This window comes from Mesorhizobium sp. M1182 (assembly GCF_040318335.1).
Lineage (GTDB): Bacteria > Pseudomonadota > Alphaproteobacteria > Rhizobiales > Rhizobiaceae > Mesorhizobium.
The window spans coordinates 186,929-205,995 of the sequence record NZ_JAMYMD010000009.1; the positions used below are offsets into that span (position 1 = coordinate 186,929).

Annotated in this window: 23 protein-coding genes; 7 read left to right on the plus strand and 16 right to left on the minus strand. The window is 63.7% G+C overall.

The features are described from left to right. Window positions 1-103 precede the first annotated feature (103 nt). The 3 genes from NKH33_RS14080 (at window position 104) to NKH33_RS14090 (ending at window position 1,801) form a co-directional block, all read left to right on the plus strand. Entirely contained in the window at window positions 104-1,093 is a 990-nt protein-coding gene (locus NKH33_RS14080) for a DUF2332 domain-containing protein (protein ID WP_352682361.1), read from the plus strand. Between the two features lie 226 nt (window positions 1,094-1,319). After that, window positions 1,320-1,529, plus strand: a complete 210-nt coding sequence (locus NKH33_RS14085; protein ID WP_352474763.1) for a hypothetical protein — start codon at window positions 1,320-1,322, stop codon at window positions 1,527-1,529. A 38-nt stretch (window positions 1,530-1,567) separates the two neighbouring features. Further along, window positions 1,568-1,801, plus strand: a complete 234-nt coding sequence (locus NKH33_RS14090) for a hypothetical protein (protein ID WP_352474765.1) — start codon at window positions 1,568-1,570, stop codon at window positions 1,799-1,801. Between the two features lie 106 nt (window positions 1,802-1,907). On the opposite strand, the gene NKH33_RS14095 is transcribed toward NKH33_RS14090, so the two are convergent. The 3 genes from NKH33_RS14095 to NKH33_RS14105 all read right to left on the minus strand — a co-directional run bounded on the left by NKH33_RS14095 (window position 1,908) and on the right by NKH33_RS14105 (window position 4,169). Continuing rightward, complete coding sequence (locus tag NKH33_RS14095) at window positions 1,908-2,222, minus strand: hypothetical protein (protein ID WP_352920133.1); 315 nt, start codon at window positions 2,220-2,222, stop codon at window positions 1,908-1,910. A 73-nt stretch (window positions 2,223-2,295) separates the two neighbouring features. Further along, window positions 2,296-3,591 (minus strand): cytochrome P450, encoded by a 1,296-nt coding sequence (locus NKH33_RS14100; RefSeq protein ID WP_352920062.1) that lies wholly within the window; start codon window positions 3,589-3,591, stop codon window positions 2,296-2,298. Between the two features lie 50 nt (window positions 3,592-3,641). Further along, window positions 3,642-4,169: a metallophosphoesterase gene (locus NKH33_RS14105; RefSeq protein WP_352920127.1), complete on the minus strand. Its 528-nt coding sequence runs from the start codon at window positions 4,167-4,169 to the stop codon at window positions 3,642-3,644. A 242-nt stretch (window positions 4,170-4,411) separates the two neighbouring features. Between NKH33_RS14105 and NKH33_RS14110 the strand changes: the two genes are divergently transcribed. Both NKH33_RS14110 and NKH33_RS14115 read left to right on the plus strand, forming a co-directional pair. After that, window positions 4,412-4,741 carry a hypothetical protein gene (locus NKH33_RS14110; protein WP_352920065.1) on the plus strand — a complete coding sequence of 110 codons (330 nt, stop codon included), beginning with the start codon at window positions 4,412-4,414 and terminating at the stop codon, window positions 4,739-4,741. 101 nt (window positions 4,742-4,842) lie between these two features. Continuing rightward, entirely contained in the window at window positions 4,843-5,391 is a 549-nt protein-coding gene (locus tag NKH33_RS14115; protein ID WP_352920068.1) for a DNA-3-methyladenine glycosylase, read from the plus strand. A gap of 32 nt (window positions 5,392-5,423) precedes the next feature. On the opposite strand, the gene NKH33_RS14120 is transcribed toward NKH33_RS14115, so the two are convergent. Beyond that, window positions 5,424-5,690 (minus strand): DUF3606 domain-containing protein, encoded by a 267-nt coding sequence (locus tag NKH33_RS14120; RefSeq protein ID WP_352920071.1) that lies wholly within the window; start codon window positions 5,688-5,690, stop codon window positions 5,424-5,426. A gap of 175 nt (window positions 5,691-5,865) precedes the next feature. On the opposite strand from NKH33_RS14120, the gene NKH33_RS14125 reads away from it, so the two are divergent. Both NKH33_RS14125 and NKH33_RS14130 read left to right on the plus strand, forming a co-directional pair. Next, window positions 5,866-6,384, plus strand: coding sequence for an EF-hand domain-containing protein (locus NKH33_RS14125; RefSeq protein ID WP_352920074.1), 519 nt, complete (start codon window positions 5,866-5,868; stop codon window positions 6,382-6,384). A gap of 171 nt (window positions 6,385-6,555) precedes the next feature. After that, window positions 6,556-6,897 carry a hypothetical protein gene (locus tag NKH33_RS14130; RefSeq protein ID WP_352920077.1) on the plus strand — a complete coding sequence of 114 codons (342 nt, stop codon included), beginning with the start codon at window positions 6,556-6,558 and terminating at the stop codon, window positions 6,895-6,897. A 26-nt stretch (window positions 6,898-6,923) separates the two neighbouring features. Here NKH33_RS14130 and NKH33_RS14135 read toward each other — a convergent pair whose 3' ends face one another. The 12 genes from NKH33_RS14135 to NKH33_RS14190 all read right to left on the minus strand — a co-directional run bounded on the left by NKH33_RS14135 (window position 6,924) and on the right by NKH33_RS14190 (window position 19,056). Continuing rightward, window positions 6,924-7,757: an SMP-30/gluconolactonase/LRE family protein gene (locus tag NKH33_RS14135; protein WP_352501148.1), complete on the minus strand. Its 834-nt coding sequence runs from the start codon at window positions 7,755-7,757 to the stop codon at window positions 6,924-6,926. 13 nt (window positions 7,758-7,770) lie between these two features. Then, on the minus strand, window positions 7,771-9,546 hold the full coding sequence (locus tag NKH33_RS14140) for a CoA-transferase (RefSeq protein WP_352920080.1): 1,776 nt from the start codon (window positions 9,544-9,546) through the stop codon (window positions 7,771-7,773). Beyond that, window positions 9,543-10,325: an enoyl-CoA hydratase/isomerase family protein gene (locus NKH33_RS14145; RefSeq protein ID WP_352769357.1), complete on the minus strand. Its 783-nt coding sequence runs from the start codon at window positions 10,323-10,325 to the stop codon at window positions 9,543-9,545. The genes NKH33_RS14140 and NKH33_RS14145 overlap by 4 nt, the downstream gene beginning before the upstream one ends. A gap of 2 nt (window positions 10,326-10,327) precedes the next feature. Then, on the minus strand, window positions 10,328-11,533 hold the full coding sequence (locus NKH33_RS14150; RefSeq protein ID WP_352769354.1) for a CaiB/BaiF CoA transferase family protein: 1,206 nt from the start codon (window positions 11,531-11,533) through the stop codon (window positions 10,328-10,330). Between the two features lie 18 nt (window positions 11,534-11,551). After that, complete coding sequence (locus NKH33_RS14155) at window positions 11,552-12,337, minus strand: SDR family NAD(P)-dependent oxidoreductase (RefSeq protein ID WP_023677038.1); 786 nt, start codon at window positions 12,335-12,337, stop codon at window positions 11,552-11,554. A gap of 1 nt (window position 12,338) precedes the next feature. After that, window positions 12,339-13,334, minus strand: coding sequence for an ABC transporter permease (locus NKH33_RS14160; protein WP_352920083.1), 996 nt, complete (start codon window positions 13,332-13,334; stop codon window positions 12,339-12,341). Window positions 13,335-13,364: 30 nt separating this feature from the next. Next, window positions 13,365-14,897, minus strand: a complete 1,533-nt coding sequence (locus NKH33_RS14165; RefSeq protein ID WP_352473032.1) for a sugar ABC transporter ATP-binding protein — start codon at window positions 14,895-14,897, stop codon at window positions 13,365-13,367. After that, window positions 14,887-15,870, minus strand: coding sequence for an ABC transporter permease (locus tag NKH33_RS14170; RefSeq protein ID WP_352920086.1), 984 nt, complete (start codon window positions 15,868-15,870; stop codon window positions 14,887-14,889). The genes NKH33_RS14165 and NKH33_RS14170 overlap by 11 nt, the downstream gene beginning before the upstream one ends. A 139-nt stretch (window positions 15,871-16,009) precedes the next feature. Further along, complete coding sequence (locus NKH33_RS14175) at window positions 16,010-17,041, minus strand: sugar ABC transporter substrate-binding protein (RefSeq protein ID WP_352920088.1); 1,032 nt, start codon at window positions 17,039-17,041, stop codon at window positions 16,010-16,012. A 23-nt stretch (window positions 17,042-17,064) separates the two neighbouring features. Next, on the minus strand, window positions 17,065-17,856 hold the full coding sequence (locus tag NKH33_RS14180; RefSeq protein WP_352920130.1) for an IclR family transcriptional regulator: 792 nt from the start codon (window positions 17,854-17,856) through the stop codon (window positions 17,065-17,067). Continuing rightward, the gene (locus NKH33_RS14185; protein WP_352920091.1) at window positions 17,793-18,476 is read right to left on the minus strand and encodes a hypothetical protein; all 684 of its coding nucleotides are present in this window, start codon (window positions 18,474-18,476) and stop codon (window positions 17,793-17,795) included. The genes NKH33_RS14180 and NKH33_RS14185 overlap by 64 nt, the downstream gene beginning before the upstream one ends. Then, window positions 18,424-19,056, minus strand: coding sequence for a hypothetical protein (locus NKH33_RS14190; protein ID WP_352920094.1), 633 nt, complete (start codon window positions 19,054-19,056; stop codon window positions 18,424-18,426). Before NKH33_RS14190 ends, NKH33_RS14185 begins: the two co-directional genes overlap by 53 nt. Between the last annotated feature and the right edge of the window lie 11 nt (window positions 19,057-19,067).

Sequence of the window (19,067 nt, forward strand, 5' to 3'; positions counted from 1 at the left end):
AAGTCCGCGGGGGTCAAGCCTGTGTAAAAACGCCGGGCCTGGCTCCAATCAGATCCGTGGATCGTGTACTGTGATGAGACGTTGGGACCGAGGATCAGCGGATATGGACGAGGAGGGCTTGGCCGAGATCTCAGCCCGATATATTCGCTTCGCCGATACGGAAGCTCGCGGTCGCTCGCCGCTCTACGAGGAGTTGGCTCGGGCAGTCGCTGGGGATCGGGAGGCGCTCGGTTTCCTGTCGACTCTTCCGGACCTAAAGCGGCAACCGAACCTTCTACTTGCAGCGGTGCGTCACCTGTTCGGCACGCCGACAGGGTGGACCGAGCTTCGCCAGGCGCTTCAGGCTAATCCCGACGCTATCCGCTCGCTCATGCTCGAGCGCTCAACGCAAACCAACGAGCCGGGAAGATGCGCCACCCTGCTCCCCGTCCTGGCGCGTTTGCCGCAGCCGCTGGCCCTCATCGAGGTCGGGACCTCCGCAGGGCTCTGCCTCATGCCCGACCTCTACGGCTATGACTACGGACGCAAGGCGATCCGCGCACCTGCGATGGCCTTGGAGCCGCCTGTTTTCCGATGCCTCGCCAGCGAAACAACGCCATTGCCGACGGCCTTGCCGCAAGTCGTCTGGCGGGCGGGATTGGACCTGAGCCCGATAGATGCTTCGGACGACTCGCAAGTCGCATGGCTTGAGACACTGGTCTGGCCGGAACAGACAGCACGGCTTGCCAATCTCCGGGCGGCCCTAAAGATAGCTGCCACAGTCAAGCCTCGGGTGGTGAAGGGCGACCTGCGCGGGAGCGACCTCGTGCAACTCTGCAACGAAGCGCCAAATGACGCTACACTCGTCATCTTTCACACAGCCGTCCTCGACTATGTCTCCGACCTTGGTGACAGAGAAGCTTTCGCCGAGCAGGCGATGCGTCTCGCGCCTTATTGGGTATCGAACGAGTTCCCTCGTGTCTTCCCGTCCATCGCCACACGCGCCGGAACAAGCTGGCCGCCTGGCCGCTTCCTCCTATCTGCGAACGGCTCCCCTGTAGCTTGGACTGACCCGCATGGCGCCTCGCTCGAATGGATCGCGGACGAGGCGTAGGCTATAGGTCGATGCTCGTCTGCCACTGCTTGCGTCTTGAATTCGCGGCAAGCGCCCTTCGGACTTGCTACCGGGCGGTTGAACCCAGGAACAGCGCGTTGGGCGCGCGAAGACCGCATCCGCAGTCGGGAACCACAGCTATCGGCAAGCCGTTTACGCTGCAAACCCGCCTGTCGATCCTCAGAGCCGGGCGAGTTCTCCGAGATCCACAAATTGGAGATTGATCATGACTAGCGCTGCCGACCGCGATCCGCGCCACCACACGCAGAAAATGCAGAAAAAGTTGGAGGAGGTGAAGCAGCACCTTCGCGAGGACATCGAGAAGGTCGATGAGCCGCAGCTGAAGGCGATGTTCGAGACGTCCGCCGAGGTGATCGGCGGTCTCCAGAAGGCGTTCCAGGACTATGAACAGAAGAATGAACCCGCTTGGCGTTAAACGGCTTCTTCGCGGGTAGGTTTCAAAGGAGCGCCCCCGTGCCTGCACCACCTGAAATGGATGTCGTCCTCGAAAAGCTGCCTTTGAGGATCGGCGCCTATATCCCCGACGACTTGCTGGAGGACTGGTTTGCGCCGGGAACCGGCATGAACCCGGTCAGCAAGGAGGCGCTTGCCACCGCCAAGAACTATGGCTGGCGCTTCGAATGCGAGTTCAAGCACTACCCCGACCGCAAGGAGGGCGTGTTCTGGAAGTGGGTGCCGGCTATCTGACCGGCGCTGGACGGTTCATCGTTCCGCGGAAACGCAGAACCGGTCCATCTTATTGTTTGACGCAGATATCGGACGGAAAACCGCTTCACACTTTTCCTGGAATTGCTCAGCCTCCGCCTATCGGCGTCATCACCTTGCCGGTTCCGCCGCATTCGGGGCAGGTGCGGCCGTCGATCATGCCTGACCCTGCACAGCGGCGGCAAATATTCTCGCCAGCGCCTGGAGTGCCTGCGGGGACTTCGTCCGTGTTGGTCTGAGCGGCTTGCCGGGGGTTGCCCTGCAGCTTGTTTCTCAGCCGGGCGACCCAGCCTTCGTCGACCTCGAGCGACCTGCTGCTGTCGTCCGGCAGGCCTTCGCCGGATTGGCCGATGGTTTCATTGCGCGGCCGGTCGTTCGGCCCTGTCGTGATCTTCTGAGCCATTGCGTTTGCCTTTACGCCTTGCAATTTTCGAACGCCTCAGCTCCGCAGAGGTTCCGGTTCGACCGGCAGCCTTTCAGCCGGGTTTTCGCCGCACATTATCTATCCTGAACCCGGATTTCGGCCGCGCCGGCATGCGGGCAAGCGAGACGGTCATATCCTGATCAGGCACCTGGTAGGCCATCGACCGCGTCAGCAGGCGAACCGCTTCCATGATCAGCGCGACGGTGACGGCTTCTCCGGGGCAGCGATGGGTAGTCGCTGGATCTCCGCCGCCATGCGGGATGAAGTCGAAGCCGTGGGTTTTCCAGCTCAAGCCGCGCTCCGGGATAAATCGGTCCGGCTCCACAAACAGGCGCGGATCATGGTTGGTGCCGTGCAGGTCGAGCAGGACCCAGTCGCCTTGGTGGAAACGGTAGCCCTTCCATTCGAAGGGGTGGCGGGCGCGGCCGCCGATGAACGGGAAGAACGGGTAGAGCCGGCGAATCTCCTCGGCGAAGGCTTCCAGCCCGTCGTCATCGCCGGCGGCGAACTTGTCATACCATTGGCGGTGCTGGTGAAGCGCCAGCGCCGCAAACATGATGAAGCGGCCGATGGCGACGATTGGACGGATAATGTTGATGATTTCGACCGCGGCACTGGCAACATCGAGCGGCATTCCCTCGGCATCGACATGTTCGCTGACCAGGCGGACCGGGCTGTTTGCCGGCAAATCAAGCGCGCCGCTTCGAACGCGCCGTACAAGCTCGCCGATAGTGCGTTCGGTCCGGCGTCGCCGCCACAGCGCCAGCATGGTCGACGGCCCGATGCCGCCGGCGTTCTCGATCATGCCGCTGAGCTCGCGGCAGAGTTCGGCGCGATCGTTGTCGGCGGGGATGCCGGCCCAATCCGCTGCCGCCTGGGTCAGGACGAGGTTTACGGCGTCGAACAGGACGATCTCGTCGCGCCGTTGCCAGTCTTCCAGTCGGTCGAGCCAGGCGCGATGGAAGGTTGCGCGGAGCCGCTCGATCTGGTCACCATCCAACAGGATCGACAGGAAAAGCGCCTTGCGGTGGCGGTGAGCGGCGCCGTCGAGCGCCTGCACGCTGCCCTTGTCCTGCAGCAGCCGCAGCGTGGTCTGCGGCATCGCGCCAATTCGGGTGAAGTGGTCGCCGCCATAAAACATCTCGGCAGCCTCGGCACCGCGGACGCAGATTGCCGGCCGCAGCATCAGGCGCGTGGCAAAGATGTCGGTGTTCATGCGCCGGCAGCGGGCCGAAATGAAGTCATAGCCTTCGTGCAGCAGGGCCAAGGTGCTATCGAATGCGGCGCGCGGAATGGGTTTTGCGGCATGATTGCCGCCGTCGGCATCGATCAGTTCACGTCTGTTCACGGCGTGCTCCCTGGCGTTGAAATTCCTCAACGCACGGCCGGCACTTTCGATCACTCGACTTTTTGACGGCTTTGCCGCGCCGCCCTTCGGCCGCGGCTGGCAAGGATGGTGGTCAGCGTGACCGGACGAAAATCCCAGCTGTCGACGCCGACGTCATACTGGCGCGTGACCGGGGTCAGCCGGCCGTGGGAATGGCCATGCAGGTCGATCGATTTCCTGCCGATCTGGTTCCAGGTGCGAAAAGGGTAGTGGCAAAGGATCAGCAGACTGCCGTCGAGCGCCAGCTCCTTGTAGTGCTGCGTGCTCGCCCAACCTGTGGCCTCGATGGTGGCCGCAGCATCGTTGTTGCCGATGATCAAATGCTTGCTGCCATGAAGAGACGCCAGAAGCGACGACACGAACGCGGCCGATCCCCAGGCAAAATCGCCGAGATGCCAGACCTCGTCGTCCGGCCCGACAGTCTCGTTCCAGAACGCAATGAGCGACCGGTCATGTTCCGCCAGCGAGCCGAACGGGCGGCGATCGACGCGCAAAATGCGCGGGTCGCTGAAATGCGTGTCGGCGGTGAAGTAGATCATGCGCTGGAGCCTGTTTCGAACTGCCGATCTGGGCGCGTGGCGCACCAAGTCCATGTTGCTCTCCCGATGCTTGCTCAACCCGCTCGATCGCAGGTTGTTCCTGGAAGCAGGCCCAGGCGGTTTCCGCTCGTTGGCACTTTGAAACGGGGGAACTTTGAACCGGGGAATTTTGAAACGGGGGAACTTTGAAATGAGACGCAGGTTAGAATGCTTGACGCCGATGCTCTGAAAGGACCTCGACGATGACCGACGCAGCACCTCTTGGGCGAAGCCCGGCTCAGGCGCGGGGCGATATCGACGCCGGGCGCGAAGGGGACAAGACCCCGGGCATCGATCCGGCTGCGGCTCCCATGGAGACCGACGCTGAATCAGCCGGCAATGCTCCGCCGAAGAGCCCTGCCGCGCGCCATGAAACGCCGAAGTTTAGCAACCAGGCGAGCTATGCCAATGCGATGCGCCCGCTGACGGATGAGCCCGACGTCCAACCGAGCAGATATTGGCCGGTGCTGGTGATTGCCGCCATCGTCGTGCTGGCCGCGGCGGTTTTCATCGGCGCGGCCATGCTGCGCTGAATACAGCCGTTCCAGACCCGCGGCGCAGTGGCTGGACATTTTGCTTCCGGTCCGAGAATTTGTTGTCGCGCCAGGTCCAGGCGCGATCAGTCCGGTGCACGTTGGCTACGAACCATCAATTCTTTGCCCGAGACGCCACCATCGTAGCGCGCGACATGATCGGCGCCACGCTGCTTGTGCACGGCGTTGGCGGCGTCATCGTCGAGACCGAGGCCTATCGCCCGGATGACCCGGCTTCGCATGCTTTCGGTGGCAGGACGGTGCGCAACGGCGCAATGTTCGGTGCCCCGGGCAGCGCGTATGTCTATCGCTCCTATGGCCTGCACTGGTGTCTCAATGCCGTCTGCCTGCCCGGCAGTGCCGTGCTTGTCCGCGCAATCGAACCGCAATCCGGGCTGGAGGTGATGCGGGCCAATCGCGGCGTTGACGATCCCCGGCTGCTTTGCTCGGGACCGGGCCGCCTTTGCCAGGCGCTGGCTATCGACAAATCTTATGACGGGCTGCCCCTGGACCTGCCGCCATTCGAATTCAGGCCGCCGAGCGAAACCGGCGCCGTTCTGACAGGCCGCCGGATCGGCATTTCCAAGGCTGTCGATGCCGAGTGGCGGTTCGGCTTGCGCGGCTCGGACTATTTGAGCCGCAAGTTCTGACGCTGCGGCAGCGGCAGAGTAGCTGCCTGGCATCACTCGTCGGGTTTGCCGAGATGCATAGGCGTTCTCTGTTGGCGGGCTTCCCTGGTCACCTCGTCGGCTCCGGCAGGTGAAATCCCTCGCAACGCCTTCGCGGCTTCGGTCAGGCGCCCGCGATCATTGCCGAAGCTCTTGATCAGCTGGCGGACCTGGTCGGCCGTGACGCCGTTCTGTTGGGCAAAATACTCGACTTGACGTTCGTCTTCCGCAGAAACGCGATCGCGCTCGCGGAAATCCCGCTTGCTCTTATCGTCAGCCATTTTTTCCTCCTGGTGGAGCTTCGCATCAATGGCAACGTGGGCAAGCGGCTTTCGTTGCCGCGATCGGGCGGACTTTTCCGCCGTCGTGCCGACTGCCCAGGAACCATGAGGCGAGCAGCCGGTTTGGCTTGGATGCAGACATATTCGGCTACAATTCATACCGATGGAGAATACGATGACGCTCGCAAGCAAAACCACCGTAATTGCCGCGGCGCTGGCCATGTTGGCCGCGCCGGCATTCGGCCAGACGAGCCCACCTGCGCCGGCCGCGTCGGCACCGGATCGTGGCGCCGAACAGTCGCCCGGAATGAGCGGGCAGAGCCAGGATGCCATGCGCGAAATGATGCGCCAGATGATGACCGAGATGCTGGAGGAGAGAATGCAGGAGGATCGCGGGCCCCGGGCGGAACGGCCAGGTCCCGACCGCTGGCATCGCGACTACAGGATGGGCCCACCTGAGCGAGGGTGGGAGATGGGAGGGCGCGGCGGCATTCCACGCGGGATGCATGGCGCGAAGATGCGAATGATGTTCGCCATAGTAGATGCGGACGGCGATGGCGCGCTTTCTCAAAGCGAAGTCCAGGATTTCGTCGGGCGAATATTCAACGCCGTCGATGAGGACGGTGACGGTAGCGTCGACATGCAGGAAATCCGGTCCTTCTTCCACGGAGGAGGCGCCGAGGATCAGGAGTAGGTCTCCTACCGGTCGGCAAGGAGGCCTGTCTGGGGCAGCGCGAGCTCGTCGGCCGGGGAGGATAAAAAGTCGCCGGCAAATGGATACCAGGCTGCCAGCCGGGGAGATGCATTCCTTGGCTGGCCTTGCCGAATGCCGCGGACCACTCAGACCAGCAGGAATTCGTTGACCATGACAGAGAAAGCTACGGAGAAAACCCCGACCATCGCTCGTATCTGGCGCGGCAGAACCGTGCCTGAAAAGGCAGACGCCTATGAGAGTTACAATTACGAGGCCGGCATCAAGCCGCTGATCGAGAAGGCGCTTGGCGTGCAGACCTTTCGCGAGGACACGCCGACCCATTCGGAATTCGTGACGATCTCCTATTGGGAAAACGTCGAGGCGATGGCGGCGCTCACCGGCGGCGATCCGACGAGGATCCACCATCTCGAGCGGGACGAAGAGTTCCTGATCGAGCTGCCGTCGCGGGTGCAGGTGTTGCGCATCCGATCGAGTCACGGGCGGCTGGGATAGGGCAGCGCCGCCCGGTTCGGCCCGATCTAGGAAATCGCCGTCAAGTCGATTTCGGTGATGTGCCAGCGGCCGAGATTTGCGGTGTAGAGCTTGTCGCCCTTGAAGGCAATGTTGGTTGGGTGGGCGAGCGTCGTTGCCGCCGGATCCTCGATCAGCACCTCGAGCCCGCTATCCTTTCGCCAGCGATAGATACGGCTGGGCTCGTAGCATGAGATGAACAGCGACCCGTCCGGCGCCAAGGCGACGCCATCGGGAACGTTGCTCACGCCGTCCACGACGAGCTGGCGAGGTCCTGCCGTGCCGTCGGCACGGATCGGCACATAGCTGAGGCAGGCCGCATGGCTTTCCACGACGTAAAGCCCATCGCCACCCGGCGCCATCGCCATGCCGTTGGCGAAGGCCATGGTCTCGCTGCACCACAGGCCGCCTTCGCCGGTCTTCAAATCGTAGCGAAAAATGCCGGAGCGGTTGTCTTCGCCGAGGCTGTCCGACACGTAGAGCCAGCCGCGTGTCTCGTCGACGATCGGATAGTTCGGCACGCGGATGCCGGCCGAGGCGAAGCGCTGCATACCAGCCGTCGCGGCATCCCAGCGAAAGATCGCCGAATGTCTCAAATCGCATGCAAAACAGTTTCCCGCGCTATCGAAGGCGATGCCGAGCAGAAAGCCCTCCGTACCGCCCATGCGTTCGACCGAGCCGCCATCGGCGGCCAAGCGCAGCAGGTCGCCGGTTTCGGTGCCGCACCAGATCGAGCCGTCGCGATGGATGGCCACGCCTTCCGGATGGGCGATGCGCGGGCTGGTGAAGATGCCATCGAAGAAGACCCTCGCGGCCGACATTTCGAGCAACGGCTTTGCCATGCGCCGCCCCCCTTCAATCCGGTGCAGTATGCGACCGCTGTGCGGCGATGCAGCGCTCGACCATCCGCCGGTCGGTGGCCAGGATCTCGGCGATCAGGGCGCTGCGCTCCCTGGCGCTGACGAATTCGAGGCGCCGCAGGCCGAGCGGGTCGATGCGGTTTCGCAGGATGTCGAGCGTCTCGTTTGAGGGTAGCGCAACTTCGTGGCAATCGGCATCGAATGTCAGGGCAAAGCCGGTGGCATCCTGGAGCTGCTGGCGCGTCACGCACGGCATGGTCTCGATGACGGCCAATTGCCGGCTCTCCCCGTCGAGCCGAAACACGCAAAGGTCGGTGAACACCAATGCCGCGCCGGTCCGATAGCCCATCGGCTCGCGTTCGGCCTCAGTCAACAGGCCGCGCGCCGAGCTGGCAATCTCGACCGTCTCGACCAGCGACTGCACGGAATGGCGGGGGACGTAGAGCAGATAATCGCGATGCATGTTGGCGACGTCGGCCATGCCGCCTTGCCCGGGCAGCCGGATAAGGCTGCCGTCACACTTGCGCAGCGCAATGGTGTTGACGCGCCCACGGCGGTCGACCTGCGCGGCACCGACGATCTCATGCGTCACCGCGCCGGCCTGATAGTAGGTCGAATAGGTGTCGTCGCCGCCGGCATGCGCCACCGCCGTTTCGCAATCGAGGCTTTCGATCAGCGACAGGATCATCCGGCTCGGTGCTATGTCGAGATGGCCGCAACTCATGGTGGCGATGATCATGTCCGGCGCGTGCGTCGCTTTGGCCAGCCGGTAGGCGACATTGGCGAGCGGCGACACCGCGCCGGCACTGGCAAAGCTCTCATTGTCGAGCTCAGCGGCGATGCGGGCGGCGATGATCTCGTCGATGGACGTCTCCTTGTTGCCGTGCACGAGCCTGGGCATTGCGAGGACTGTTTCAGCGCCGACTTTTGCAGCGTCTTGAACCCGCTCCGGCACGCCTTCCGAAGGCATGCTCAGGCTGTCCGACAAAGGTATTTCCTTGGCCGCGAACGCCTCCGCTAACGCTTGATAGTCCGTCACATAGAATGGCAGGCAGGAGGCGGGATAGGCGCCGCCTGGTGCCAGCGCGATCGCCGACACCTGGTTGCGGGTCAAAATGCTCTGCCGACCATCATGCCGCAGCCCTCCGACCGGGACGATCTCCTCGACCGTCACCAGCACCTCGCGCGCCGCGCCGGCCAGGGCGAAATCCAGCGCCCGTGGTCCGATGATCTGGACATTGCCGCTCTCGTCGGCACGCTGGGCATGGACGACGAACGTATCGAGCCGCAAGGCCGGGATGATCCCGGTCGTGATTCCCGCGATCGGATCGGGCACGGCGATCGCACCCGGCACGCGCGCCAGCATGTCCGAACCCTCCGGAAGCTGAAACGGCATCGACGGCAGGTTCTGCTGCCCCGCCCGCAGCGCCTGGATCATGGCCAGCGCCGTCCAGTCGCGGACCGGCACGGCATTGGTCTCGGCAGCCGCGCGGAAGCGCGGCGGCAAGCCAAAAATATCGAGGCTGGAAAAGCAGATATCAACCTCCGCCACGGCATTCGCTTCGAGAAGCAGTTCGAGCGGCAGGCCGCCGGCCCAGCAGACATAGCGAAGATCCTTGACGCCCAAGCGGGCGATGGCCCGCAACAAGGCGATCGGCAGCCGGGCAAAATGATGGCCACCGACACCGAAGACGTCGCCGCCGCCGACCATCGCGGCCAGGCCCTCGACATCGGTGAAGCGCGGCCGGTTTTGCTTGACCAGGGATGTCATTGCCCAGCCTTCGGCCGCGCGGCGCTTTTTTCGGCGAACGCCTTCACCCGCTGCTGGCCGGTCTCGCTACGATAAAGCCCGCCCAGTACGTCGCGCTCCATGGCAAGGCCTTCCGCCAAGTCGCCCGACACGGCGTGCGCCGTCAGCGCCTTCAATGCCTCGATCGCGGCAGCCGGTTCGGCGGCTATCATGCCGGCGAGTTCCAGCGCCCGCGGCATCAGCTTTTCGGCGTCGACGACCTCGTTGACCAGCCCGGCGGCGAGCTCGGAAGCCGGCACGATGGCGCCGGTCATCAGCAAAAGGTTGGAGCGGTTGCGGCCGAGCTTCTGGACGCTGCGCTGCGTGCCGCCGCCGCCCGGGACCAGCCCGAGCTTGATCTCGGGCAGGCCGAGCTTCGCGAACTGGTTGGCGATGACGATGTCGCAGCACAGCACCAGCTCCATGCCGCCGCCGAGCGCAAAGCCGTTGACCGCGGCGATGACCGGCTTGCGGTTGTTCTCGACCGCCGCATACATGCGCGTGCCGGCGGCCTGGAAGGCGTCGAACTCGATAGCCGTCTGGGCAGCGTATTCCTTGATGTCGGCGCCGGCCATGAAGCCGCGCCCCTCGCCGGTCACCACGATCGCGCCGACGCCGTCATCCTGCGACAGCGCCTCGAAAACCTCGGTGATCTCGCTTTGCATCAGCCGGTTCATGGCGTTGAGCTGATCGGCGCGCCGGAAGGTGACGACTGCGACGCGCCCGGATATTTCCAAGCTGAGTGTCTGGTAAACGCTCATCGTCAGGCAGCATCCACGGTCATATCGCCGGACGCCTCAAGCGCTGCAATCTCGCCGCTGGAGAGGCCGAACTCGGCCAGTATCTCGCGGCCATGCTGGCCGACCAGCGGTGCCGGCCGCTCTATGGTAGCCGGCGTCTCGCTCATCTTGACCGCCGGCGCGACCACCCTGACCTTGCCGCCGCGCGGATGATCGTAGCTGGTGATCATGCCCAGGTGCTTGACCTGCGGGTCCTCGGCTGCGCGCCTTATGTCCTTCACCTCGGCACACCAGATGTCGGCTGCCAGCAGCCGCGCCAGCAGGTCCTGCGTGGCAAACTTCCTGGTTTCGGCGTTGACCTTGTCGAACACCTCGTCGCGCCTGTCGAACAGCGTCTTCAGATCGTCGTAGACAGCAAGCTGCGGCGCCTCCAGCACTTCATACAGCGTCTTGAACGGGCTCATGGCGATCGACACATAGCCGCCGTCCTTCGCTTCATAGACGCCGAACGGCGCCTGCATGCCGGGGTGGCCGATGCCGGACTTCGGGCGCACGAAATCCTCGCCGAGATTGAGCACGGCGACATATTCCTGATTGAGATGCGCCAGCATGCCGGCGAGCAGATTGACCTCGATCTTCTGGCCCTTGCCGGTCTTCTCGCGATAGTAGAGCGCCGACAGGATGCCGTAGACCATGTTCATGGCGCCGATCTGGTCGGCCAGGCCGGCACCGGCCGGAACAGGAGCCTGATCGCCGCGGCCGGTGTTGGAGATCAGCCCGGACAATCCCTGGATCAGCATGTCCTGGCCGGGGCGCTCGACGTAGGGGCCCTCCTCGCCATAGCCGGAACCCGAGCAATAGATGATGGCGGGATTGACCGCCCTGAAATCCTCGTAGCCATAGCCGAGCCTGGCGAGCACGCCGGGGCGGAAATTCTGCACCACCACATCGGCCTTCTCAGCCATGTCCATGATGATGGCATGCACCTTGCGACTTTTCAGGTTGAGCGCGATGGAGCGCTTGTTGCGGTTCCAGGCGAGGAAATTCGGGCTTTCGGAGCCGCCGACCCATTTGGCGAAGAAGGTCATGCCGCGGAACATGTCGCCGGCGCCGGCACGCTCGATCTTGATGATGTCGGCGCCCATGTCGCCGAGCAGCTGCGTGGCGAACGGCCCTTGCAGCAGATGGCTGAAATCGAGAATGCGGACGCCTTCGAGGGCTTTGTTCATTTCATGTCTCGTTGGTTGTCAAAGCAGGTCGGGTACGTAGCGGGGTGCCGCGGTGAGGCCGCCGTCGACGCGCAGGTCGGTACCGGTGGTGAAGCCGGCGGCGTCGGAGGCCAGATAGACGGCGGCTTCGGCCACCTCGGACGGTTTGCCGATGCGGCCGAGCGGATGCATCTTGACCCAGGCTTTGGCGAGATTGCCGCCGATCTCCTTGACCAATTTGTCGTTCATCGGCGTGTTGATGGTGCCGGGCGAGATCGAGTTGACGCGGATGTTGAGCGGGCCGAACTCGACCGCCATCTGGCGCGTCATCGCCATCACCGCACCCTTGGCGCCGGCATAGGCGGTCCAGCCGTCGAGCCCGATATGCCCTTGTGCCGAGGCCATGTTGATGATCGAGCCCGATTTCTGCGCGATCATATGTGGCAGCGCATATTTGCAGCCGCGGAACACGCTGGTAAGGTTGACCGCGATCAGCCGGTGCCACTGCTCGTCGCTCATTTCGTGAACCGGCATGCCGCCGATGGCGATGGCGGCATTGTTGACGAGAATATCGAGATGACCGGTCTTGCCGACGGCTGCGTCGATCAGGGCGGCGATGTCGGCCTCCTCCGCCACGTCGCAATGGATGTAGTCGGCGCGGTGGCCGGCGGCGCGCAGCTCGGCTGCGAATTTTTCACCCTTCTCGTCGGCGATGTCGCCGAGGAAGACGTGCGCGCCTTCCCTTGCCATCGCCTCGCTGATCGCGTGGCCGATGCCGTCGGCGGCGCCAGTGACGATTGCGGTTTTCCCTTTGAGACGATCCATATCAGCCTCCAATGGCGCGCCGGCGCTTTGCTTCGTCGAAGGCGACGGCGACAATGATGATCATGCCGGTGATGACCAGTTGCCACTCGGTCGGCAGGCCGAGACCGCGCAGCCCGTTGGACAGGAACTGCAGGATCAGCACGCCGAGCGCCATGCCGGTCAGGCTGCCTATGCCGCCGGCAAGGCTCACCCCGCCGAGCACGGTGGCGGCGACGACCTGGAACTCGAAATTCAGCCCGGCCGTATGCTGCGCCGAACCGACGCGGGCTGCCAGGATGATGCCGGCTACCGTCGCCAGCAGCGCGCTGATGATGAAGCAGGTGAACTTGACGCGGCGCACGTCGTAACCCGCCAGCCGTGCCACTTCCGGATTGCCGCCGACGGCATAGATCTGCCGCCCGAACGGCCGGTGCTGCATCACGTAGGCGAAGACGGCGAGCAGGACGATGGCGATGACAGCCGAATAGGGAACGACGTTGAACAGGCGGCCGTCCGACAGCGCGATGAAGCTGTCGAGCGCGGCGTCGTCTGGAATAGCACGCTGGCCGGTATAGAGATAAACGCCGCCGCGCATGATGAACATCGTGCCCAGGGTCACGATCAGCGAGTTGATGCCGGCATAGGCCGTCAGATAGCCATTCACGACGCCGATGATCAGCCCGAACAGCAGCGCGCCGCTGATGCCGAGCAGCAGAGAATTCGTGTCGTTCATGATGATGATCAGCGGCAGTGCGATCGTCGCCAGTAGCGAGCCGATCGAGATGTCGACCTCGCCTGATATGAAGACGATGGCGCAGCCGATGCCGGCTGTCAGCGCCAGCGAAGCCTGACCGAGCACATTGGTGATGTTGCGCACGGAGAAGAAATTCTCGGCGGTGAAGGAAAAGAACGCGATCACCAGGATGAGGCAGAGGAGCAATGCCAATTCCTGCCGCGCGACGAGCCGCGCCAGCATGGACGGCCCAGCTTTCATGGTGTCGGTGCTTGCCAGGCTCATCGCTTGGTCCCTTTGCGAAGCGTCATCGTCTTAGCCGATTGCCGCATTGAGGATGTTCTCCTGCGTGGCCTCGTCGCGAGGCATGATCGCGGTGAGGCGGCCTTCGCACATCACCGCGATGCGGTCGGCAAGCCCCAGCAGCTCGGGCATTTCGGACGTCATCATGACGACCGCCAGGCCTTCGCCGGCGAGCCGGTCGATGAGCGCAAAAATCTCCGACTTGGCGCCGACGTCGATGCCGCGGGTCGGTTCGTCGACGACGATCACCTTGAGACCGCGCATCAGCCAGCGCGAGATCAGCACTTTCTGCTGATTGCCGCCGGACAGATTCTTGACCTGCTGGAACAGGCTGGGCGTCCGGATGCGGAAACGGTCGACATAGTCCTGCACCGCCTTGCGTTCACTGACCTTGTCGACGAAGCCCATTCTGGCGAAGGCGCCGAGTGAGGCGAGGCTGGCATTCTGGTAGACCGGCAACTCGCCCATCAGCCCCTCGCTCTTGCGGTCCTCGGTGAGCAGGCCGATGCCGAGCCGGACGCCGGTGTGCGTTTCGTGCGGCAGCAGCCGGCTGCCATCGACCGAAATGGCGCCGGAAGTGATCGGGTCGTAGCCGACGATGGCCTTGGCGAGCTCGGTCCGGCCGGCGCCCATCAGGCCGAAGAAGCCGAGGACTTCGCCGGCATGCGCCTCGAACGACACATCCTTCAGCTTCTTGGCGGTGCTGAGCCCTTCAACGGAAAGCGCGACCTTGCTGCCCGGCGCGCCGCGCTTGCGCGGGAACAGGTTTTCGATGCGCCGGCCGATCATGTCCTGGATCAGCGTGTCGCTGGTGTGTTGGCCGATCGGCCTGGTCGAGACGTGGCGGCCGTCGCGCAGCACGGTCACGGTGTCGGCGATCTCGAAGACCTCATCGAGCTTGTGGCTGACATAAAGCACCGCGATGCCGAGCGCGGCCAGCCGGCGGATGACGGTGAACAGCAGCGAGACCTCGTTCGGCGTCAGCGAGGAGGTCGGCTCGTCCATCACCACGACGCGGGCCTCATGGGCGAGTGCGCGGGCGATCTCGACCATCTGCTGCTGGCTGACCGGCAGCGATCCCGTGCGCGCCGCCGGGTCGACGTTGAAGCCGATACGCTTGAACAGAGCGGCCGCATCGGCACGGATCTTCTTCCAGTCGATCGAGCCGCCTTTGCCGGTCGGATAGCCTTCGAGGAAGATGTTTTCGGCGACGCTGAATTCGGCGATCAGCGCGATCTCCTGGAACACCACCTTGATGCCCTCTTTCAGGCTATCGCGCGGCGACCTGATGTCGGCCTCGCGGCCGCGCAGGCGGATGGTGCCGGCATCCTTGCCGTAGACCCCGGCCATGATCTTGATCAGCGTCGACTTGCCGGCGCCGTTCTCGCCCATCAGGGCATGGATTTTGCCGGGTTCCAAGGTCAGATCGACATTGTCCAGCGCCACCACGCCGGGAAAACGCTTGCCGATGCCGCGCATCTCCAGCGCCGGCACGCTTTTGTCGACAGCCACGGTTTCGCCGGGGTGAAGGAAATCAACCGACATTGGCTCTGTTCCGCACGATGTCGAGATAGGTCGCCAGGATGATGACGATGCCGGGCACCACCATCTGCAGGTCCTGGTTCCAGCCGAGGATGATGATGCCGTTGTCGATGACCTTCAGCACGAGCACTCCAAGCAATGTGCCGAGCAGCGAGCCGCGACCGCCAAGTAGGCTGGTGCCGCCGAGGATGACGGCGGCAATCACCGTCAGCTCGAAGCCGCGGCCGGCGGTCGGCTGGCCGGCATTCATCAGCGACGACAGGATCATGCCGGCGACGCCGACGCACAGGCCGGTGACGACGAAGGCGAACAGTTTCAGCCGTTGCGAGCGCACGCCGGAGAGACGAACCGCGCGCTCGTTGGCGCCGACAGCGTAGAGATAACGGCCGAGCGTGGTGAAGCACAGCGTTGCCGCGGCCAGCGCGAAAATCAGCGCGGCAACGACCACGGGCAGCGGGATCGCGCCCATATAGCCAGCGCCGAGATCGGTGAAGCCGGCAAGCCGGTGGTGGTTCTGCACCGCCTCGCGGGTGAACAGGTAAACGCCGCCCTGCAGCATCATCATGGTGCCGATGGTGGCAATCAGCGAGTTCACCTTGAGCCTGGTGACGACGAGGCCGTTGAACAGGCCGACCGCGCCTGAAAAGGCGAGCGCCGCCAGCAGCCCGAGCGTCAGGCTGTGCGTTGAATTGAGCACGGCCATGCCGATGCAGCCGACAAAAGCCAGCGACGCACCGACCGACAGGTCGACTTCCGCAGTGATGATCAGCATCGTCATGCCGGAGGCAACGATCAGCACCAGCGCGCATTGGCGCAGGATGGCGATGATGTTGGCCTCGGAATAGAATTGCGGCGCGGCAATCGAAATGGCGATGCAGAGCACGGCCAGGATCACGCCGAGCACCAGCTGGCTGCTGCCCAGCAGCTGTCCGCCGATGAAACGCCTTGGCGCAGAGGATTGCGTAAGCTCGCTCATGTCCATTTCATTTCCGGGCCATCGGGTGCCGTCGCGGTTTCGAACCTGCCGGCCAAAACAGGACGGTTGCCCTGTTTTGCCGTTCGGCATATCCGATCCGCCGCCCTTCCCGCCGTGCGGGAAGGGCTACCCGGAATCCTTACTTCTTCAGATCGGCGGAAGTTTTCATGCATTTTTCCGGTGGCTGAAGCGCATTGACGGCATCCCATTTGATTTTGCGTGTGGTGCCATCGTAGTCGTAGAACTTCTTCCAGTCGTCGCCGTTCATCGGCGCGGTCGGGCTGACAATGTGTTCCGGCACCTCTTCGCCATTGAAGAGCTTAACCGCTGCATCGATGGCGGTGTAGCCTTCCTTTTCCGGGAACATCGCGGCCTCGATGCGGTAGGACGGCTCGTTCTGCATCGCATTGATGAAGGCGAGGCCTTCGCCGCCGGTGCCGACAGTCAAGAGGCCGTCCTGCGACTTGCCGGCCGCTTTCCAGGCTTGAAGGCCGCCGAGCGAGGAGGAATCGTTGATGCCGTAGATGATGTTGATGTCGGCGTTCTTGGCAAGAGCCGCCGAAGAGACTTCGAGTGCGCGATCGGGATTGCCGCCGCCGTCGAGGTCGTGGACCATGACCGCGTCGGGGATGATGGTCTTGAGGCCATCCATGAAACCCTGCGACCGCAGCACGGTGGCGGACAGCAGCGGCAGGCCGACATTCATCACCTTGGCTTTGGCTTCGAGCTTTTCCTTGGCGTATTTGCCGGCTTCGACGCCGGCGGTGTAGCCGGTGTCGTAGTCGCAGATTGCGACCATTGTGGTCATGCCCTTGACCGGATTGCCTTCGAGCACGACCGGAACGTTGTTGGATTTCGCCTGGCGCAGCAGCGGCACGACGCCTTCCTCGTTGACGGGCGTGATGATCAGGACGTCGACGCCCTTGGCCATGAAATCTTCGGCGGCGGAGACCTCCTTGGCAACGTCCAGATTGGCGTCCTGCACCTCGAGCTCGATACCGAGTTCCTTGGCGCGGGACTGCATGCCCTTGATGACGTTCTGATACCACTCATGCGTGGCGTAGTTGGTGACGTAGCCGATGCGCTTCGGCATGTTTTCGGTGTGTGCCGCGGCGGCGCTCAGAGCAAGCACCGCCGCCGAGGCAAACAGCATCGATTTGGACCAGTTCATGTTTCTTCTCCCTGTATTTCTTGTCAGTTGCTGAACGGATAGTCCCGCCGTTCCGGGTCGGCACGTGAAGAGGCGGCAGCTTCGCCCGCGCCCAGCGCCGACGATATCGCCTCGGCCGCCGCCTTCGTCCGCTCGAACACGGTGCTGCGATCGAAGCGGGCGGCCTTTTGCGGCAGGAAGGGGACGGTGAGCGCGGCAATGACGGCGCCGGTATGGTCGCGCACCGGCATCGAAATGTTGGTGCAGCCCTCGACAGCCAGCGAGGCGCGCATTTCATAGCCGAGCCTTGCGACTTCGTTCAGCCGCGCTTCGATTTCCGCCCGGCTGCCTTGGCCTTCGCCTGCAGCGACGATCCGTTCGACGATGCGGTCGCGCTCGGCGCGGCTCGAATGCGCCAGCAGCACCGCGCCGGAGCTCGTTTCGAGGATCGGGAAATGCGAGCCAAGGGCAACCGAATAACGCATCGGCAAAGGCGAATCGATCTGCAGCACGACCAGTGCGCTCTCGCCTTCGCGCACGACCAGATGGCAGCTCTGGTCGGCATTGGCGGCGAGGCCGCGCATCACCGGCAGCGCGCATTCGACCAGGCGGTTCACCGGGGGATGCATATGCGCCAGTTCGAACAGCTTCAGCGACAGGCGGAAGCGGTCCGATTGCGTCCGGAAAATGTAGCCGCGCTTCTCCAGCAGCAGCAGGATGCGGTATATCTCGTGAATGGAGCGCCCCATTCCGGTGGCGATCTCGGTCTGGGTCAGCGGCTCGCCGCTGGCAGCCATGAATTCCAGTATGTCGAGCGCCTTCTCCACAGCGGGCACCCGATAGCCGTTGCGGCCGCTTTCGCCTTCGTCGACGATCTGGGCAATATCGGCGGCCATTGCGCGACGCTCCGTTGCGGCTGGCTATGCCTGGTCTCGCGATAGAGCCGGTTCAGCCGATCCGCGAGCTCGGCCGCCTGCAATTCGCCGGCGATCGCCGCCGCGGCATGAGGGGCGCATTGGCGGAAGAAGCTGATGAAGCCCGGATGGGTCGGGCGCAGATAGGAGGCTTCGATCGTCGCCAGCGTCGAGGCGAAGAAGCCGCCCGAGAGCGCGTTGACCTCGGTATCCTGCCACGCCGCCAGTGACCCCGGCTGTCCGCCGGATTTCACATAGTCGCCGCGCTGATAGCCGGGCGAGCACAGAAACAGCGCGTAGTCGATGGCGGCTTGCTTGTGTTGCGATTGGGCGCTGACGCCGATGCCGGCGCCGCCGAGCAAGGCGCCGGCGGATCGCGGCGTCGGCACGTCGGCGAAGCGCAGATACGGCCTGTCGGGTTTGGAGGCATAATTCACATAGCCGAAGGCGAACGGCACGTAGACCACGTCGTCATGCGCGATCATATGATCATAGCAGCGGATCGGGTTCCATTTCGGCGAGTTCGGATGCGACAGCGCCACAAGCTGGCAATTGTCCGACGGCCTGCTCGATTTTTTCCCTGGCAATGAACTCGTCGCCGTCTTCGCGGGGCTCACCGAGCGTCAAAAGCAGGCACATGGCGTCAGTCGGCACCAATGGCAGCCCAAGCCATTTGCCGTCCTTCAAGGCGCGCCGGCCGAGCTCCAGCACCTCGTCATGGCTGCGCGGCAGCGGTCCGTAGCGCTCCAGGAGATCGGGGCGATACGAGGCAACCTGACAGGCAGCATCGATCGGCAACGCCCATTGAAGCCCGTCCCTTGCGTAGGATTGCCAGGATGCGCCGACCGAATCCCGTTCGAAGCCGTGGCGCTGCTCGGCCGACAAATCGAACGGCACCATCAGCCCGCCTTCGGCAATATCGCCGATGAACGGATGGTCGAACACGACAAGATCATAGGCGCCGAGCACCGGACCAAGCGCGCCCTCGCCGAATTCGTAGAGGCTGCGGCGGTCCCATTCGATCGCAAGACCGGGATTGGCGGCACAATACGGCCCGATGCTGGCGTCGAGCGGACCCCAGCAGCGTCGGTGATCCCACGCGAGACCGCGCAGTCTTGTCATGCCCGAAATTC

What these genes read in the sequence shown, in the direction of transcription:
- NKH33_RS14080 (WP_352682361.1), top strand. Translation starts at nt 104, where the DNA reads ATGGACGAGGAGGGCTTGGCCGAGATCTCAGCCCGATATATTCGCTTC.
- NKH33_RS14085 (WP_352474763.1), top strand. Translation starts at nt 1,320, where the DNA reads ATGACTAGCGCTGCCGACCGCGATCCGCGCCACCACACGCAGAAAATG.
- NKH33_RS14095 (WP_352920133.1), bottom strand. Translation starts at nt 2,222, where the DNA reads ATGGCTCAGAAGATCACGACAGGGCCGAACGACCGGCCGCGCAATGAA.
- NKH33_RS14105 (WP_352920127.1), bottom strand. Translation starts at nt 4,169, where the DNA reads ATGATCTACTTCACCGCCGACACGCATTTCAGCGACCCGCGCATTTTG.
- NKH33_RS14110 (WP_352920065.1), top strand. Translation starts at nt 4,412, where the DNA reads ATGACCGACGCAGCACCTCTTGGGCGAAGCCCGGCTCAGGCGCGGGGC.
- NKH33_RS14120 (WP_352920071.1), bottom strand. Translation starts at nt 5,690, where the DNA reads ATGGCTGACGATAAGAGCAAGCGGGATTTCCGCGAGCGCGATCGCGTT.
- NKH33_RS14125 (WP_352920074.1), top strand. Translation starts at nt 5,866, where the DNA reads ATGACGCTCGCAAGCAAAACCACCGTAATTGCCGCGGCGCTGGCCATG.
- NKH33_RS14130 (WP_352920077.1), top strand. Translation starts at nt 6,556, where the DNA reads ATGACAGAGAAAGCTACGGAGAAAACCCCGACCATCGCTCGTATCTGG.
- NKH33_RS14135 (WP_352501148.1), bottom strand. Translation starts at nt 7,757, where the DNA reads ATGGCAAAGCCGTTGCTCGAAATGTCGGCCGCGAGGGTCTTCTTCGAT.
- NKH33_RS14140 (WP_352920080.1), bottom strand. Translation starts at nt 9,546, where the DNA reads ATGACATCCCTGGTCAAGCAAAACCGGCCGCGCTTCACCGATGTCGAG.
- NKH33_RS14145 (WP_352769357.1), bottom strand. Translation starts at nt 10,325, where the DNA reads ATGAGCGTTTACCAGACACTCAGCTTGGAAATATCCGGGCGCGTCGCA.
- NKH33_RS14150 (WP_352769354.1), bottom strand. Translation starts at nt 11,533, where the DNA reads ATGAACAAAGCCCTCGAAGGCGTCCGCATTCTCGATTTCAGCCATCTG.
- NKH33_RS14155 (WP_023677038.1), bottom strand. Translation starts at nt 12,337, where the DNA reads ATGGATCGTCTCAAAGGGAAAACCGCAATCGTCACTGGCGCCGCCGAC.
- NKH33_RS14160 (WP_352920083.1), bottom strand. Translation starts at nt 13,334, where the DNA reads ATGAGCCTGGCAAGCACCGACACCATGAAAGCTGGGCCGTCCATGCTG.
- NKH33_RS14165 (WP_352473032.1), bottom strand. Translation starts at nt 14,897, where the DNA reads ATGTCGGTTGATTTCCTTCACCCCGGCGAAACCGTGGCTGTCGACAAA.
- NKH33_RS14170 (WP_352920086.1), bottom strand. Translation starts at nt 15,870, where the DNA reads ATGAGCGAGCTTACGCAATCCTCTGCGCCAAGGCGTTTCATCGGCGGA.
- NKH33_RS14175 (WP_352920088.1), bottom strand. Translation starts at nt 17,041, where the DNA reads ATGAACTGGTCCAAATCGATGCTGTTTGCCTCGGCGGCGGTGCTTGCT.
- NKH33_RS14190 (WP_352920094.1), bottom strand. Translation starts at nt 19,056, where the DNA reads ATGACAAGACTGCGCGGTCTCGCGTGGGATCACCGACGCTGCTGGGGT.